General features: G+C 60.2%; 15 protein-coding genes. 6 read left to right on the top strand and 9 right to left on the bottom strand.

Features of this window, described 5'->3' with window-relative positions; genetic code table 11:
* Positions 1 to 7 precede the first annotated feature (7 nt).
* Both N2600_RS15625 and N2600_RS15620 read left to right on the top strand, forming a co-directional pair.
* On the top strand, positions 8 to 892 hold the full coding sequence (locus N2600_RS15625) for a cytochrome c1 (RefSeq protein ID WP_017965337.1): 885 nt from the start codon (positions 8 to 10) through the stop codon (positions 890 to 892).
* Between the two features lie 115 nt (positions 893 to 1,007).
* Entirely contained in the window at positions 1,008 to 1,550 is a 543-nt protein-coding gene (locus tag N2600_RS15620; RefSeq protein ID WP_017965336.1) for an adenine phosphoribosyltransferase, read from the top strand.
* Between the two features lie 18 nt (positions 1,551 to 1,568).
* On the opposite strand, the gene N2600_RS15615 is transcribed toward N2600_RS15620, so the two are convergent.
* Both N2600_RS15615 and N2600_RS15610 read right to left on the bottom strand, forming a co-directional pair.
* A complete protein-coding gene (locus N2600_RS15615) occupies positions 1,569 to 2,036 on the bottom strand; it encodes a MaoC family dehydratase (RefSeq protein ID WP_017965335.1) in 468 nt (155 codons plus the stop codon).
* On the bottom strand, positions 2,033 to 2,524 hold the full coding sequence (locus tag N2600_RS15610) for a MaoC family dehydratase (RefSeq protein ID WP_260296737.1): 492 nt from the start codon (positions 2,522 to 2,524) through the stop codon (positions 2,033 to 2,035). The genes N2600_RS15615 and N2600_RS15610 overlap by 4 nt, the downstream gene beginning before the upstream one ends.
* Positions 2,525 to 2,605: 81 nt before the next feature.
* On the opposite strand from N2600_RS15610, the gene N2600_RS15605 reads away from it, so the two are divergent.
* Positions 2,606 to 3,700, top strand: a complete 1,095-nt coding sequence (locus tag N2600_RS15605; RefSeq protein WP_260296736.1) for a hypothetical protein — start codon at positions 2,606 to 2,608, stop codon at positions 3,698 to 3,700.
* Between the two features lie 72 nt (positions 3,701 to 3,772).
* Here the strand turns inward: N2600_RS15605 and ychF are convergent, their stop codons facing one another.
* Entirely contained in the window at positions 3,773 to 4,876 is a 1,104-nt protein-coding gene (gene ychF / locus N2600_RS15600) for a redox-regulated ATPase YchF (protein ID WP_260296735.1), read from the bottom strand.
* Between the two features lie 341 nt (positions 4,877 to 5,217).
* On the opposite strand from ychF, the gene clpS reads away from it, so the two are divergent.
* Complete coding sequence (gene clpS / locus N2600_RS15595; protein WP_162116518.1) at positions 5,218 to 5,529, top strand: ATP-dependent Clp protease adapter ClpS; 312 nt, start codon at positions 5,218 to 5,220, stop codon at positions 5,527 to 5,529.
* 31 nt (positions 5,530 to 5,560) lie between these two features.
* On the opposite strand, the gene N2600_RS15590 is transcribed toward clpS, so the two are convergent.
* The 5 genes from N2600_RS15590 to N2600_RS15570 all read right to left on the bottom strand — a co-directional run bounded on the left by N2600_RS15590 (position 5,561) and on the right by N2600_RS15570 (position 10,791).
* A complete protein-coding gene (locus tag N2600_RS15590) occupies positions 5,561 to 6,013 on the bottom strand; it encodes a GNAT family N-acetyltransferase (RefSeq protein ID WP_445944929.1) in 453 nt (150 codons plus the stop codon).
* Between the two features lie 5 nt (positions 6,014 to 6,018).
* Positions 6,019 to 6,750, bottom strand: coding sequence for an aminoacyl-tRNA hydrolase (gene pth, locus N2600_RS15585; protein ID WP_260296731.1), 732 nt, complete (start codon positions 6,748 to 6,750; stop codon positions 6,019 to 6,021).
* Positions 6,751 to 6,856: 106 nt separating this feature from the next.
* Positions 6,857 to 7,570: a substrate-binding periplasmic protein gene (locus N2600_RS15580; protein ID WP_026154253.1), complete on the bottom strand. Its 714-nt coding sequence runs from the start codon at positions 7,568 to 7,570 to the stop codon at positions 6,857 to 6,859.
* Between the two features lie 25 nt (positions 7,571 to 7,595).
* The gene (locus N2600_RS15575; RefSeq protein ID WP_017965327.1) at positions 7,596 to 9,947 is read right to left on the bottom strand and encodes an EAL domain-containing protein; all 2,352 of its coding nucleotides are present in this window, start codon (positions 9,945 to 9,947) and stop codon (positions 7,596 to 7,598) included.
* A 235-nt stretch (positions 9,948 to 10,182) separates the two neighbouring features.
* Complete coding sequence (locus N2600_RS15570; protein ID WP_017965326.1) at positions 10,183 to 10,791, bottom strand: 50S ribosomal protein L25/general stress protein Ctc; 609 nt, start codon at positions 10,789 to 10,791, stop codon at positions 10,183 to 10,185.
* 368 nt (positions 10,792 to 11,159) lie between these two features.
* Here N2600_RS15570 and N2600_RS15565 point away from each other — a divergent pair, with 368 nt between their 5' ends.
* A complete protein-coding gene (locus N2600_RS15565; protein ID WP_260296729.1) occupies positions 11,160 to 12,635 on the top strand; it encodes a hypothetical protein in 1,476 nt (491 codons plus the stop codon).
* A 48-nt stretch (positions 12,636 to 12,683) separates the two neighbouring features.
* On the opposite strand, the gene N2600_RS15560 is transcribed toward N2600_RS15565, so the two are convergent.
* Positions 12,684 to 13,589, bottom strand: coding sequence for a LysR family transcriptional regulator (locus N2600_RS15560; protein WP_260296728.1), 906 nt, complete (start codon positions 13,587 to 13,589; stop codon positions 12,684 to 12,686).
* 117 nt (positions 13,590 to 13,706) lie between these two features.
* Between N2600_RS15560 and N2600_RS15555 the strand changes: the two genes are divergently transcribed.
* The gene (locus N2600_RS15555) at positions 13,707 to 14,735 is read left to right on the top strand and encodes an aldo/keto reductase (protein WP_260296727.1); all 1,029 of its coding nucleotides are present in this window, start codon (positions 13,707 to 13,709) and stop codon (positions 14,733 to 14,735) included.
* The last annotated feature ends 171 nt before the right edge of the window (positions 14,736 to 14,906 follow it).

The following is a 14,906-nucleotide window of genomic DNA, read 5'->3' as shown; positions in this document are numbered from 1 at the left end:
TAGGAATATGAAAAAGCTTGTTGCAAGCATTCTGCCGCTCGCTGTCGCTACCGTTCTCAGCAGCGCCGCCTTTGCCCAGGAAGCGACGCCCGCAAACGGCGCGGCTCCCGCCCATCATGAGGAAAGTGCGACGCCGCACTATCCGCTGAAGGAGCCGAAGGAGGAGGAATGGACTTTTGCCGGTCCGTTCGGCCACTACGACAAGGGTCAGCTTCAGCGCGGCCTCAAGGTTTATACCGAAGTCTGTTCCGCCTGCCATTCGATGAACCTCGTGCCCTTCCGCATGCTCGACGAGCTCGGTTATTCCGAGGCGCAGGTGAAGGCTTTCGCAGCGAATTACGAGGTTCAGGACGGCCCGAACGCTGCCGGTGAAATGTTTACCCGCAAAGCGGTCCCTTCCGATCACTTCCCGGCGCCTTTCCCCAACGCGGAGGCCGCTGCTGCTTCCAACAACGGTGCGGCTCCGCCCGACTTTTCGCTGATTGCAAAGGCTCGCGAAGTCGAGCGCGGCTTCCCGCAATTCGTCTTCGACATCTTCACGCAATATCAGGAAGGTGGCCCGGATTACATCCATTCGCTGCTGACCGGTTATGAAGAGCCGCCAGCCGGTTTCCAGGTGCCGCAGGGCGGCCATTATAACCCTTATTTCCATGCCGCGGCTGTCCTTGCCATGCCGAAGCCGCTCTCCGACGGCCAGGTGACCTATGACGATGGCGCGCCGGCGACGGTCGACCAGTATTCGAAAGACGTCTCCGCCTTCCTGATGTGGGCCGCCGAGCCGCATCTTGAGGAGCGCAAGCGTACGGGCTTCATGGTGATGATCTTCCTCTTGATCTTCACGGTGCTGATCTACCTGACGAAGCGCTCGATCTACGCCAACAAGGAACATTGAGCGGTTCCCGATCGACATTCAAAAGGCGGCCTCGGGCCGCCTTTTCTGTTGGTTCCGCCCCTGGCAATTGATAGGGTGCGGCCAGTTTCATGCCCTCGCAGAATATGGACTTTCCATGGACAATACGATTTCGGAGCTCGCAGCCAGCATCCGCTCCATTTCCGACTATCCCAAGCCCGGCATCATTTTCCGTGACATCACCACGCTGCTCGGCAATCCACGCACTTTCCGCAGGGCGGTTGACGAACTGGTGCAGCCCTATGCGGGCACGAAAATCGACAAGATCGCCGGCATGGAGGCGCGCGGCTTCATTCTGGGCGGTGCGGTGGCCCACCAGCTTTCCTCGGGCTTCGTGCCGATCCGCAAGAAGGGCAAACTGCCGCACGAGACCGTGCGCATCGCCTACAGTCTGGAATATGGCGTCGACGAGATGGAGATGCATCGCGATGCGGTGCAGCCCGGCGAGAAGGTGATCCTGGTCGACGACCTGATCGCCACCGGCGGCACGGCCGTCGGCGCAACGAAGCTGCTGCGCCAGATGGGCGCGGAAGTGGTCGGCGCCTGCTTCGTCATCGACCTGCCGGATCTCGGCGGCCGCAGAAAGCTGGAAGAACTCGGCGTTATCGTGCACACGCTGGTCGAATTCTCCGGCCACTGAGTCTTCCTGCCTGCAGCGTCAGTCGAATTCGAGCACGCCGCTTTCGAAGCGGATAACAGCATCGCCGTTTTGATTGACGCCCTCGCAGAGGATGGTGTTGAGGTGCCATCCCGGTCGTGACGCGAGCGCCCGGCTGGAGAGGAAGGCGACGGAGTAGGTGACGACGTCGCCGACGAAGACCGGCCGCAGCCATTGCAATTTCTGGAAACCAGGCGAGGGGCCGAGGTTCGGCGACGTTAGACCCTTTTGTGCGAGTGCGACACTCTGCCTTTCCCAGAAGGCGAGGAAGGTTCGCATCCAGGCGGCGGTGGTGTGCCAGCCCGAGGCGCAGAGATCGCCGAAGAGGGTGTCTTTGGCGGCTTCTTTGTCGACATGGAAACGCTGCGGATCGTATCGCGTCGCGAAACGGATGATGTTTTCTTCGGTAAAAGTGTAGCTGCCGATCTCGGCCTTCTCGCCAACCGCGTAAAGATCGGACATCCTCATGCTGACGTCTCCGGGCTTATGCCGATATCTGCGGGACGGGCACGCATGCCGAACATGACCGAATTCTCCGAGACGCAGACAAGTTCGCCGCGCTGGTTTTCCACCTCATGGCGGAATTTGACGATGCCCATGCCGGGGCGTGAGCGCATCGGCCGGGCTTCGAGCACGGTCGAATGGCCTGACAGCGTGTCGCCGGCAAGCACCGGCTTTCGCCATTCCATCAGATCGACGCCCGGCGCACCTTCGCAGAGCGAATGCAGCACATAGCTGTCGGCCATCATGCGCATGAACATCGAAGAGGTGTGCCAGCCGGAGGCAGCAAGCCCGCCGAGAATGCTGGCGCGGCCGGCAGCCTCATCGAGATGCATCGGCTGCGGATCGAATTCCCTTGCAAACTCAATGATTTCTTCGGCGATGACCAGCTTCGGGCCAAGCGCGAAGCGGCAGCCGGGCCGGAAATCCTCGAAGGAAAGTTTTTCTGCCGACATTCGTTCCTCCCGCCATATGCAGCGCACAATGCTTACAATAGCATCCGCGCGGGCTCAATGATTCCGGGGAGATAAACGGGTATGACGGAACTGAGATCGATACTCGACGAAGCTGCACACCAGGGGCTGATTTCGCCGGAGGCAGGCGGGCGGCTTTTGCCGTTTCTGGCCGAGCGCGGCGTCACCGTCATAGAGGCGCGGCCGGTAATCGCAGCGCAGGAAGAGCAGGCTTGGTCGGATACCGAGACACCGCGTTTCGTGCGCGGCTTTCACGATGTGCTGATCACGATCGGTGTCGTCGTGGCGCTCGGCGGCCTCTGGGGGCTTGCCGCACTTTATGCCGTGCTGCCTGCGATCATTGTGCTTTCGGAGATCCTGGTGCGCCGGCAGCGGCTTGCTCTGCCGGCAGTCAGCCTGACGATCGCGCTGTTCTGCTGGACATTCCTGCTGATGTCCTACTTTTTCAAGCCGATAACACCCGCTTTCAACGGGGCGGAGGCGACGAAGTTCGTTGCCGGCTTCCCTATCATTCTCGGCGCCTATTATGTCCGCTATCGTGTGCCGTTGGCGTTGGCGCTCTGCATCATGTCGGCGCTTGCATTCGTCCTCACCCTGCTTTTGCGGCTCATGCAATGGGCGAGCGGGGATCCGCAATTCTTCGCCAACCATCCCGTCTTGCTCGCGATGGTCTGCCTCGTTTGCGCTCTCGGGCTGTTCGCAACGGCGCTGTATTTCGACCTTGGCGATCGGATGCGCCGGACGACACGCTCCGATATCGCCTTCTGGCTTCATCTGGGTGCTGCACCGGCGCTGCTCTTCAGCGTCCGCCTGCTGATTTCGTTCGACGGCAATTTGCTGGATGTTGCCCAGACGGTTTCGATCAAGACGCCGATCATCGTTATCAGCGTTGCGGTGCTGATGCTGATCGGCCTTGTCATCGACCGGCGGGCCTTCGTCACGTCTGGACTGCTGTCGCTCGGCTTTGCGATTTACGGCATTTTCCGGCAGGGAAGTGCGACGGTTGATACCTATATCTTCACCACGCTGATCGTCGTCGGGGTGATCGTGCTCGTTATCGGAACGGGCTGGATGCCGCTGCGCCGCATTGTGCTGCGGGCGCTGCCGGCCGCCATTTCGCAAAGACTGCCGCCGGCCGTCTTAGAGGCAACTCCGTAAATCTTACGATTTCGCCCAAACCGCTGAGCGATTTGGGCGAAATGAATCGATCGGGATAGCGGCAGTATCCGTTCAGGTGTTGAAGCGGAAGTGGATGACGTCGCCGTCCTGGACGACATATTCCTTGCCTTCGTCGCGAGCTTTGCCGGCATCCTTGGCGCCGACTTCACCGTTATATTTGATGTAGTCGTCATAGGCGATGGTGTTGGCGCGGATGAAGCCGCGTTCGAAATCCGAATGGATGACGCCGGCGGCCTGCGGCGCCTTGGTGCCGCGCTCGATCGTCCAGGCGCGTGTTTCCTTCGGGCCGACGGTGAAATAGGTGATGAGGTGGAGCAGCTTGTAGCCGGCGCGGATCAGCCGGTCGAGGCCCGCCTCGTCGAGGTCGAGGGCGGAGAGGAATTCCTTGGCCTCCTCCTCGGGAAGCTGGGCGACCTCAGACTCGATCGCCGCCGAGATCGTGACGGTTTCGGCACCCTGCTCCTTTGCCATCACCGCGACGGCCTCGGTGAATTCGTTGCCGGTCGAGGCATCGCCTTCGGCGACGTTGCAGACGTAGAGCACGGGATGCGAAGTCAGAAGATTGAGGCTCTTGAGGATGACGCTTTCTTCCGCGTCGAGCGTCGACAGCAGCGTGCGAACCGGCTTGCCTTCGTTGAGCAGCTTCAGCGAGGCTTCCATGATCGGCAGCATCGCCACCGAATCCTTGTCCTTGCCGGTGGCGCGCTTGCGGGTCTGCTCGGTGCGGCGCTCCAGGCTCTCGAGATCGGCAAGCATCAGCTCGGTCTCGATCGTCTCAGCATCGGCGACCGGGTTGATGCGGCCCTCGACATGGGTGATGTCGCTGTCTTCGAAGCAGCGCAGCACATGCACGATAGCATCGACCTCGCGGATATTGGCGAGAAACTGGTTGCCGAGGCCTTCACCCTTCGAGGCGCCGCGCACCAGGCCGGCGATATCGACGAAGGAGATGCGGGTCGGGATCAATTCCTTCGACTTGGCGACGTCGGCAAGCTTGCGCATGCGCGGATCGGGAACGGCGACTTCGCCGGTGTTCGGCTCGATGGTGCAGAAGGGATAATTCGCCGCCTGTGCGGCGGCCGTCTTGGTGAGCGCGTTGAAGAGGGTCGATTTGCCGACATTCGGCAGCCCGACGATACCGCATTTGAAGCCCATGGCTGAAACCTGCTGTTCTTGAATTCCTTGCTGGTGCCTATGAGATAAAGGAGCAATGTGGTCAAGTCTTAGAGAGCTTTTAGCGTACCTCACTTGCCGACGGATCGGTGCTGGCCTATTCTTGAATACCGATGGAGATTTCGACGTATTGCTGATTTCATCAGAATGCCGGTCGCTGTTCGTATAGAGGCAGTGGCCCTATCGGTGTCGAAGCCGGCGACAAGCTCTTGCCTGTTTGGGGCGGGGAGCCGGCCGGCCGGCTGTCGAAAATTCGTCATCGACAATGATTAGATGGTTTTGAAGATTCCTGATCCCATGTCATCAACGGGTGGATTTTTCCGATGAGTGACAGTGACATTGCCGTGAAACCGAAGACCAAGGTGAAGCCGAAGCTGGACAAGCCGAAGCTCTACAAGGTCATCCTCGTCAATGATGACTATACCCCGCGCGAGTTCGTCATCATGGTCCTTAAGGCCGTCTTCCGCATGAGCGAGGAGACCGGCTACCGGGTGATGATGACGGCGCACAAGCTCGGTTCCTGCGTGGTCGTGGTCTGCGCCAGAGATATCGCCGAGACCAAGGCCAAGGAAGGCATCGACCTTGCCAAGGGCATGGGCTTTCCGCTGATGTTCACCACCGAACCGGAAGAATAGGTGCTGCCTGAGGGCCGCCTCTAAAACGGGATCAAAGCCGGCGAATCTGATAGCCGGTCTTCTCCTGCACGAAGCCGCAATTCTCATAGAAGCGCAATGTTGCCAGATTTTTGGAGCCGGTGAGCAGCATCACCTTGTAGCAGCCGGCGCTCCAGGCGTCTGCAACCGCATGGGCGATGACGGCGCGGGCATAACCGCGCTTGCGATGATCGGCATGGGTGACGACGTTTTCGATGAGCGCATAGGAGGCGCCGTTCCGCGTCAGGTTCGGCACGACGACGAGAGTGACGGTGGCGATGGCTACGTTACCCGCGACACCGATGAAGACGGTCATGCCCGGCTGAGCCAGGATGGCGGAAAAGCGTTTCTCGGCACTGGCCTCGTCAAGAACCGGATCGGTGGGGTTCAGCTGTCGGTAGAGGGCCAGGAGACCGGGAAGATCGCCGCGGACGGCAGGCCGGATGATGACGTCTCCATCCGGCATCAATCTCAATCGCCCTTGTTGCCGAACATCTTTTTCAGCATGTCGGCCATCGGGCCGGTCACCGGCAGCTTCGGCTGGTTGTGGCCGCGAGCCTGCTGGATATGCGACTGGCCGGCCGGCTTCTTCTCGGCGTCCTTTTTTTCCTTGGCTGGCTTCTCCTCCTCGGCCTTGCCGCCGAGCGCCAGCGCGATCTTGTTCATCAACTGCGAATCCTCGTTTCGCACCAGCATGTCGGCATTGTCGGCGAGCGTGTCCAGAAGCGGCTCCACCCAGGCCTTGTCGGCCTTGGTGAAATCGCCGAGCACGTGGCTCTGAACCATCTCCTTGACGCCGGGATGGCCGATGCCGAGGCGCAACCGCCGGTACTCCTTGCCGCAATGGGCGTCGAGCGACTTGATGCCGTTGTGGCCGTTGTGGCCGCCACCGGTCTTCAGCCGCGCCTTGCCCTGGGGAAGGTCGAGTTCGTCGTAGATCGCCACGAGATCGGCCGGCTGGAGCTTGTAGAAACGCATCGCTTCGCCGACGGACTCGCCGGAAAGATTCATGAAGGTCTGCGGCTTGATCAGCAGCACCTTCTCGCCGCCGAGCTCGCCCTCGGCGATCTCGGCCCTGAACTTCTTCGACCAGGGCGAAAAGCTGTGGCGCCGATGAATGGCGTCGACGGCCATGAAGCCGATATTGTGGCGGTTGCCGGCGTACTTGCCGCCGGGATTGCCGAGACCCGCGATGATCAGCATGGTCTGTTTTTCCTTGCTAGAACTTCCAGCCGTTCACCACCGCGAAACGAAAGCAAAGTCAAGCGGAAAGGGCAGCGGTCTGTCGGCCAAGGTCACTCAGATAGGGTCAGTCCGACAGGTTCATGCCGTATTTCAGGAAGATCTGCTTTTGGTCGCCATCGGCGATCAGCTTGTCGAGGGCAGTCTGCATCCTGGCGAGCAGATCGGCCGGAAAGTTCTTCTCGCAGGCGATGCCCATCGGCTGGGAGGAGAGCACGGTCACCATCTCCACCGGCTGCTCGGCCTGCAGCTTTTCGAAATAGAGTTCGGAGATCGGCATCATGTCGATGCGCCCGCCAAGCAGTTTGCGCAGCGTCGCGTTGAAGTCGCTGGCGACATCGAGCTTGGTGAAGCCCTTCTCCTTCAGAATCGTCTCGGTGTAATCCTCGCGCTGAGTGCCGACCGTGTATTTCTTCGCCTCGTCCAGATTGCTGGCGGTGACATCAGAACCCTTGCGGGTGATCAGGATGTTACGGTCGACGAGCAGCGGCTCGACCCATTTAAATAACGGGTCACGCGCGCCATTGTGGGCGGTCGCGAAGACACAGGTCATCGGCGCCGTGCGGGCAAGGCTGAAAGCGCGCGCCCAGGGCATGATTTCGATCGTGTAGTCGACGCCGATCGCGGCCATTATCTTTTCGACCTGCTCGACGGTCGCGCCCTTGATCTCCTTGCCTTCGCGATAGTTGAAGGGGGCATAATCCTCGGTCGCGAAGGTCACCGTTTGCGCATGGGCGGTGCATGGCAGCGCCAGGCATGCGAGAAGCAGGAGCTTTTTCATCGGCATCATCTCCTTCGTTCTTCGTTTACGAGGCGCGTGCGATGGCCGATTGCGAGGCCATCAGTTCCTCGATCAGCGTGGCGGCGTGCTGCGGACGGTGGAAGAGGTAGCCCTGGCCATAGTCAAGCCCCATCTGGTGGAGCGTGCGGCACTCCTCTTCGGTCTCGATGCCTTCGGCAATAACGGTGCAGTCCATCTTGTGGGAGAGCGTGGTGATGCCTTCGATCAGCATCCGGCTTTTCTGGCGCACGTCGTCATCGCCATCGTTGATCGCGCGGGTGAAAGACTGGTCGATCTTGATGATGTCGACAGGGAAGCGGTTCAGGTAGCTCAGCGACGAATAGCCGGTGCCGAAATCGTCAAGCGCGATACGGCAGCCGAAGCGACGAAGCTCGGTGACGATCATGCGGATCTCAGGGTTGTCGTGCATCAGCACAGCCTCGGTGATCTCGACGACGATGCGCTCGGGACGGATGCCGTGGCGACCGACGATGGCGGCAAGACGGGCCGGCAGCGCCGGCTCGAACTGCAGCGGCGAGAAGTTGATGGCGAGATAGGTATCCTGCATACCGGGGATGCGGGAGATCTCCGCGAGGTTGGCGACCGCCTTTTCCATGATGACGTTGCCGACGCGGACAATTTTTGCCGTCTCCTCGGCGACACTGATGATCTCGGCCGGCGGCATCAAGCCCTTCTGTGGATGGTTGAGGCGCATTAGCGCCTCGAAACCTGATATGCCGCGACCGTTCAGGTTGACGATCGGCTGCAGGAAGGCCTCGAACCAGTTGTCGACGAGGCCGGCTTCGATATTGGCTTCGATCTCGGCGCGGCGGCGGGCACGGTCGAGCATGGCATTGTCGAAGAGCTGCGCGCCGTTTTTGCCGTCGCGTTTCTTGGCATACATCGCCATGTCGGATTTCTGCAGCAGTTCGGCCGCGGTTGCGGCATGATGCGGATAGATGGCGATGCCGACGGAAGCGCTCAGATGCATGTCCGGGGCGAATGGCGTTTCGAAGAGCGTGGCAATCTGCTCGCACATTGCCTTGGCGCGTTTTTCGGCGTCCTTTGCCGGCAGCAAGATGGCAAATTCGTCGCCGCCGAGACGGGCTGCCTCGTCGCAGGGGGCAAGATGGGTTTTCAGGCGCTCGACGAGCTCGACCAGCGCCATGTCGCCGGCGGCATGGCCCATATTGTCGTTGATCCACTTGAAGCGGTCGAGATCGACGAAGAGACAGGCGAGCTCCTGGCCGGCGGCGTCGGCGGCGGCGATCTTGTTGTCGAGGACGGCCTCGAAGCCCTGGCGATTAAGAAGCCCGGTCAGGTGATCGGTGATTGCCTGGCGGTGGTTGCGGTCCTCGGAGGCCTTGAGTTCGGTGACATCGGTCATGACCGATAGCGAGAGGCGGTCGTGAGCGCCGGCTCCCGCCTCTGATTCCATGATCAGGACGTCCATGGTGCGACCGTCCAGGCAGACAAACTTGACGGTGACGGTCATGCCGCTTTCGGCCCGGCGGCGCTTGACGAATTTGTCACGGGTGGCGGAAGTGACGAGATCGGCGAAGTTGCGGCCGATGACGGCGGCGCGGTCATAACCTGTGGCAAGCAGCCAATAATCACTGACGGCGGTGATGCGGTCTTCCTCATCGAGTGAGAAGAGCATAGCGGGCGTCAGATTGTAGATGTCGGTGGCGCGGCGGTGGGCGAGCTTCAGCTCCTTTTCCTCGCTTTCGAGCTTGGTCTGCATCTCGTTAAAGCTATGGGCAAGCCGTCCCATCTCGTCGTTCGACTGCCAGTCGACATGATGGCGGGAGCCCAGCTGGCGGGTGGCCTCGATCGCCGCCGTCAGCCGCATCAGCGGCTGGATGACGAAGAAACGGTTGCCGATCAGCGCCGTGCCGAAAACGGTCAGCACCGCGAAGATGAAGATCGAGATGAAGACGACCTCTTCCTGTTTCAGGCCGGAAAACAGGCCGAGTGCGGGATAATAGACGCTGATGCTGCCGAGGTTCTTCGGACCGTCGACAGTGTTGTAGATGATGGCGCGCGACACCTGCACCAGCTTTCCGTCGAAGGAGCGTGGAATGGTAGACTGGCTGACATCGAGCTGGCCTGACTGGTCACGCACTTCGACCTTGACGATGGCGCCTTGGGAAACGACTGTCGCGCTGATCTGGGTAACGCTCTCCTCATCGAGGTCCCACAGCGGTTTGGCAAGCGCCTGGGCATTGGCGACGAGAAGAACGGAGATGTGATCACGTATTTCCTTGTCGGCCCGTTCTGAGGAAAGAAAAAGGAAGAGAACAAAGAGGGGAGCGACAAAAACAAGCAGCGCTCCGCAAACTATCGCAAAAAATCTGTTCTCAACGGAATTGTTCATGTTTCCGTCTACTCCCCCAGGCCGCCACATTTGCCGTCGCGCATTAAGGCGGGCTTCTTCGCAGCTGACGGAACATGCTTTCACGAATTTGTTAAATGTTGCTGAAACGGGGCCTTACGGGGCAATGAAAAGCCCGCTTTCCCTGTGAATTGGCCTCCGAAAGTTGGACGACAACCTTCGGGGGCCAGTTCACTGGGGAAAGCGGGCCATATGCTTTACAAATTGATCGAAGCGATCAGGCTTCGGCTTCGCCTTCCGCGGCGCTCTCGTCGATGCCGGCAGCCGGAGCGATAATCGTCGCGATCGTGAAGTCGCGGTCAATGACCGGGGTGACGCCCTTCGGCAGAGTGACTTCCGCGATATGGACGCTGTCGCCGATCTTCTTGCCGCTGAGATCAATGTTGAAGAACTCAGGGATCGCATCGGCCGGGCAATGAACTTCGACTTCATGGCGAACGATGTTCAGAACGCCGCCGACCTTGAGGCCCGGGGACTTCTCTTCGTTGATGAAGTGAACCGGGATTTCGACGGTCACCTGGGTGTTGCCGGAGACGCGCAGGAAATCGACATGCATGGTGAAGTCACGGACCGGATCGAGCTGGTAGTCCTTCGGCAGAACCTTGTGTTTCTTGCCGTCGACGTCGATCGTCGCCACGGTGGTCATGAAAGCACCGGCGTGAATTCGCTTCGTCACCTCATTGGTGTTGAGAGCGATGGAAATGGGGGCCTGCTTGTCACCATAGATGACAGCGGGAATCAAACCGTTGCGGCGAAGTTCACGGGCGGACCCCTTACCAACCCGTTCGCGCGCCTCGGCCTTGAGCTCGTAAGTTTCCTGGCTCATGGCTATTCCTTTCGAGGTTATTTGGAGAGTTCGGCGGCGGGCAAAAGCCTTGTTCCGACGAACCGGAGGCGGTATGACCCGACCTCATCCGCGTTGCCTCCAAGGGTGTCTACACGGACCGGTGGCCTATATTATAAGTCGATCGGAAACGCAAGTTGCGGATTTGGCTGTTTTCTACACGCTTCGGCAAACCGATCGTCACGGTGAGCCGAGTGCCGCACACGAGGAGGCGATGTTCTCGCCCGTCCGAAATACGCGGCCGTACGAACGGCAAAATCGCTATTCTCTTCCACAGCTGAGGTTGACATCGGCGCGCTTCGCATCTTTGGATGGCCGCATTCACAAAGGGGCTGAGGAGAAATCGGACTATGCGTCTCAAACTTGTCACGGCAACGAGCTTGCTGGCACTTTGCCTTGTCACCACGGCCCAGGGCGTCGAGATCAATCAGGATGGCGCCAATGCGGTCGAGGACAATCTGACGAAGCTGCTTCCCGAGGATCTGGCGAAGAGCGGCATGGTCACCGTCAATCCGGCGGGCACACGCTACGAGATCATCTACGATCTGGCGAAGCTGCTTGCCAAGGCCGATCCAGCGACATTTGCGATCAGCGGGCTGACGCCGTTCTCGATGTTCGCTACGCCGCTCGATAGCGGGCTCTGGAACGTTGAGGGTGACAACAACCTCAATGTCTCCGGCCATTTCAAAGGCCCAGACCAGAAGCCGACGGATTTCTCCTACTCCATCGCTTCGCTTGTCTATACCGGCGTCTTCGACCCGGCGATCAGCTACCTGCGCTCCGGCACCTTCACCGCCAAGGACATCAAAGTCGCCAGCAAGTCCGACACCGAGGAAGCCCATGCCAGCTTTGCCGGGATGGACCAAAAGCTGACCTCGACGGACAGCGCAGGCGGCAATGGGCGTATCGATTTTGCGGGCGGCGGCTCCATGTCGACTTTCGTCGAGCAGGTTTCCGGCCTGCAAATGCCGCCTGTTGAAATCCGTGCCGACTCGATCGATTTCGATGCCAAGGTGAACGGTCTGCCGGCCAAGCAAATCCGCGAGATCTTCCTTTTCATTCTCGACCATCTCGAGGAGAAAGAATTAAGCCCGGAAAACAGCGACAAGATAAAGGGAATGCTGAAGCAAGCCTTTCCGATTCTTGCCTCGTTCAGTGAGACGATCGGGGTCAATAATCTGACGGTCAGCAACCAGATGGGCAATGGCGGCGTCAAGGCATTCGGTTACAACCTGGTTATGGATGGGCCGAGCGACGCCATGCGTTTCGGCTTCGGCATCGATGCGAAGGACATCAGCCTCGACAGTCCGGCAATGCCGGCAAGTTATTCGCCCTTCGTGCCGACCAATTTCGATCTGCAGCTCGCCATTCCGAATCTGGATTTCGCCACCTTCGGCGACGCGCTCATGGCGATGGATTTCAATGCCAAGCCGCCAGAGCAAAGCGGCGACGAGATGGCGAAAAAGCTCTTCCGCGATGGCCGGCTCACCATCGAGTTTCCGAAGGTCAGCGCCAAGTCCGATGTCTACGACGTCGACATGACGGGCAAGATCGAGGGACGGGTCGATACCCAGAAGGACTATTCGATGGAGGCGACGATCCTTGCCCGCGATCTCGACAAGACGATTGCCGCGGTTCAGGAGCTTGCCAAGACGGATCCCGACCTCAACCAAGTCTCCTTCGGCATGATGATGGTGAAGGGCTTCGCCAAGACCGATGCAGATGGCCGTTCGCGCTGGGACATCAGCATCGGCCGCGACGGCGCGATCACCGTTAACGGCCAAGTGGTCAAGGAAGCGGACCAGGAAACGGTCCAGCCGCAATAGCGTATCCCAGGGTCTTTCGACCGAAGAGCAGATGCGCCGGCTAGGGTATCACCCTTTGCGGCGCAGCAGCGCCGTTGCCATGTCGAGGAAAGCGCGCAACTTCAGCTGCGTCTGCGAGCGGGCGGGGAAATAGGCAAAGAGACCGGGCGTGGTCGGCAAGAAGGGATCGAGCACGCGTTCGAGCCGCCCTGATGTCACGGCCTCGCCGACGGAAATATCCGGCAAATAGGCAAGACCGAGCCCGGCCTCGGCGAGCTCGAGCAGCAGCAGGAAGTCGTTGACCATCAGGCTGCCCGGCGCATCGACGGAGAAGTCGTGGCCGTCTCGCTCGAATTCCCAGCGATAGATGACGCCTGACGTCGGATAGCGGTAGCGGATCGCCTGATGGCGGGTGAGGTCCTCCGGCGTCACCGGCCGACCATATCGGGCGAAATAGCCGGGCGAGCCGACGACCGTCCAGATGATGTCAGATGTCAGCCGCATGACGATCGTGTCCTTTTCGATCGCCTCGCCGATGCGGATGCCGGCGTCGAAACCGCGTTCGGTGATATCGATTGCCGCATCATCGACCGAGATCTCGACGGAGATATCGGGATAGGCGTTGCGAAATTGCGGCAGCAGCGGCGTCACGATCAGCGGCACGGCCATGCGCGGCACGGTGAGGCGCAGGTGCCCGAGCGGGCGGTCGCGGAAGCCACCCAGCATGTCGAAGGCATCTGATATATCGGCAGCAGCCGGACGGACGCGCTGGAAGAGCGCGGCACCGGCTTCGGTGAGCGCGACGCGCCGCGTGGTGCGGACAAAGAGCGGCACGCCGAGCCTCGCCTCGAGCGCGCGGATCGTCTGGCTGACGGCAGTCGGCGTGACGCCGAGCGATGCGGCGGCAGCGGTGAAGCTCCTGGCGTCGGCGACGGCCAGGAATTCCGTCAAACCGTTGAAGGGGTCGGGCGCCATCGGTCTATTATGAAGTTAAACTTCATAAGCCTTATCGATTCGGCGGATTTTTCGCAATAATGTTTTGAGGCATTATCTTTCCATCCGATCACGACAATCCAATGGATGGAGGATGACATGCAATATACGACCCTCGGCCGGACCGGCCTTGCCGTTTCCAGGCTTGCCTTCGGCGCGATGACCTTCACATCGGGCGACCGCAGCTTAGGCGCGATCTACAAGACCGATGCCGATGTTGCCGATGCGCTTGTCGGACAGGCACTTGATGCCGGCATCAACTTCTTCGATACGGCAAACGCCTACGCATCCGGCCAGTCGGAAACGATCCTCGGACAGGTGCTGATGGCGCGGCGCAGCGAGGTGGTTATTGCCACCAAGGTCGGCTTCCGCACCGGTACGCCTCTCGGCCAGGCCGGGCTCTCCCGCCGCCACATCCTCTGGTCGGTCGAGGAAAGCCTGAAACGGCTCAGAACGGACTGGATCGACGTCTATATCGTCCACAAGGAGGATCCGTTCACGCCGCTCGAAGAGACGCTCGCGGCGCTCGATGCCGTGGTGCGCTCCGGCAAGGTGCGTTATATCGGCTTTTCCAACTGGTCGGCCTGGAAGGTGGCGGCGGCGCTTGAAATCCAGAAGGCGAACGGGCTGGCGCCCTTCACGCATGGACAGATGTATTATTCGCTGCTTGGCCGCGACGTCGAGCGCGACATTCTTCCCATGATGCAGCGTTACGGCCTCGGGCTGACCGTCTGGAGCCCGCTCGCCTCCGGCTTTCTTTCCGGCAAGTACACCCGCGAAACGCTCAGCGATCCCGACAACCGCTATTCCGGTTTCGATATCCTGCCCTTCGACAAGGAACGGGGATTCGCGCTGGTCGAGCGCATGCGGGTGATCGCCGCCGCGCATGGGGCGAGCGTCGCCCAGGTGGCGATCACCTGGCTGCTTACGAAAAAGACGGTCTCAAGCGTGTTGCTCGGCGCCTCGAAACCGCATCAACTGGCCGACAATCTCGGTGCGGCAGAGCTGGTGCTTGATGAAGGCGACCTTGCAGCGCTCGATGCGGCGACTGAGCCGGCGCCGGTCTATCCGAACTGGTTCATCGACAATCTCGTCGACCAGCCGCAGAAAGCGGCCTTCGGTCACTGATCGCCGATAGGGGATTTGTCGCAAGAGGCGCGTCGCCACGCCACTGGGTCGAACTGACGTCGAGCCGGGGGCTCCGGCATTCCTCATCGCATTGATTAGTCATAAAATAACTAGTAATACTATGACTATGACAATCAAACGCTCTCCAACCGCGCTCGCTGTTCTTGGAAT

It is taken from the genome of Rhizobium sp. WSM1274 (assembly GCF_025200775.1).
GTDB classification, from domain to species: Bacteria; Pseudomonadota; Alphaproteobacteria; order Rhizobiales; family Rhizobiaceae; genus Rhizobium; species Rhizobium leguminosarum_I.
Note: the sequence above shows the minus strand (reverse complement) of the source record. Positions and strands in the feature narration are given on the sequence as shown.

Excerpts from the sequence above, each read along its gene's own strand:
- N2600_RS15625 (WP_017965337.1), top strand. The coding sequence starts at position 8 with ATGAAAAAGCTTGTTGCAAGCATTCTGCCGCTCGCTGTCGCTACCGTT.
- N2600_RS15620 (WP_017965336.1), top strand. The coding sequence starts at position 1,008 with ATGGACAATACGATTTCGGAGCTCGCAGCCAGCATCCGCTCCATTTCC.
- N2600_RS15615 (WP_017965335.1), bottom strand. The coding sequence starts at position 2,036 with ATGAGGATGTCCGATCTTTACGCGGTTGGCGAGAAGGCCGAGATCGGC.
- N2600_RS15610 (WP_260296737.1), bottom strand. The coding sequence starts at position 2,524 with ATGTCGGCAGAAAAACTTTCCTTCGAGGATTTCCGGCCCGGCTGCCGC.
- N2600_RS15605 (WP_260296736.1), top strand. The coding sequence starts at position 2,606 with ATGACGGAACTGAGATCGATACTCGACGAAGCTGCACACCAGGGGCTG.
- ychF (WP_260296735.1), bottom strand. The coding sequence starts at position 4,876 with ATGGGCTTCAAATGCGGTATCGTCGGGCTGCCGAATGTCGGCAAATCG.
- clpS (WP_162116518.1), top strand. The coding sequence starts at position 5,218 with ATGAGTGACAGTGACATTGCCGTGAAACCGAAGACCAAGGTGAAGCCG.
- N2600_RS15590 (WP_445944929.1), bottom strand. The coding sequence starts at position 6,013 with ATGCCGGATGGAGACGTCATCATCCGGCCTGCCGTCCGCGGCGATCTT.
- pth (WP_260296731.1), bottom strand. The coding sequence starts at position 6,750 with ATGCTGATCATCGCGGGTCTCGGCAATCCCGGCGGCAAGTACGCCGGC.
- N2600_RS15580 (WP_026154253.1), bottom strand. The coding sequence starts at position 7,570 with ATGAAAAAGCTCCTGCTTCTCGCATGCCTGGCGCTGCCATGCACCGCC.
- N2600_RS15575 (WP_017965327.1), bottom strand. The coding sequence starts at position 9,947 with ATGAACAATTCCGTTGAGAACAGATTTTTTGCGATAGTTTGCGGAGCG.
- N2600_RS15570 (WP_017965326.1), bottom strand. The coding sequence starts at position 10,791 with ATGAGCCAGGAAACTTACGAGCTCAAGGCCGAGGCGCGCGAACGGGTT.
- N2600_RS15565 (WP_260296729.1), top strand. The coding sequence starts at position 11,160 with ATGCGTCTCAAACTTGTCACGGCAACGAGCTTGCTGGCACTTTGCCTT.
- N2600_RS15560 (WP_260296728.1), bottom strand. The coding sequence starts at position 13,589 with ATGGCGCCCGACCCCTTCAACGGTTTGACGGAATTCCTGGCCGTCGCC.
- N2600_RS15555 (WP_260296727.1), top strand. The coding sequence starts at position 13,707 with ATGCAATATACGACCCTCGGCCGGACCGGCCTTGCCGTTTCCAGGCTT.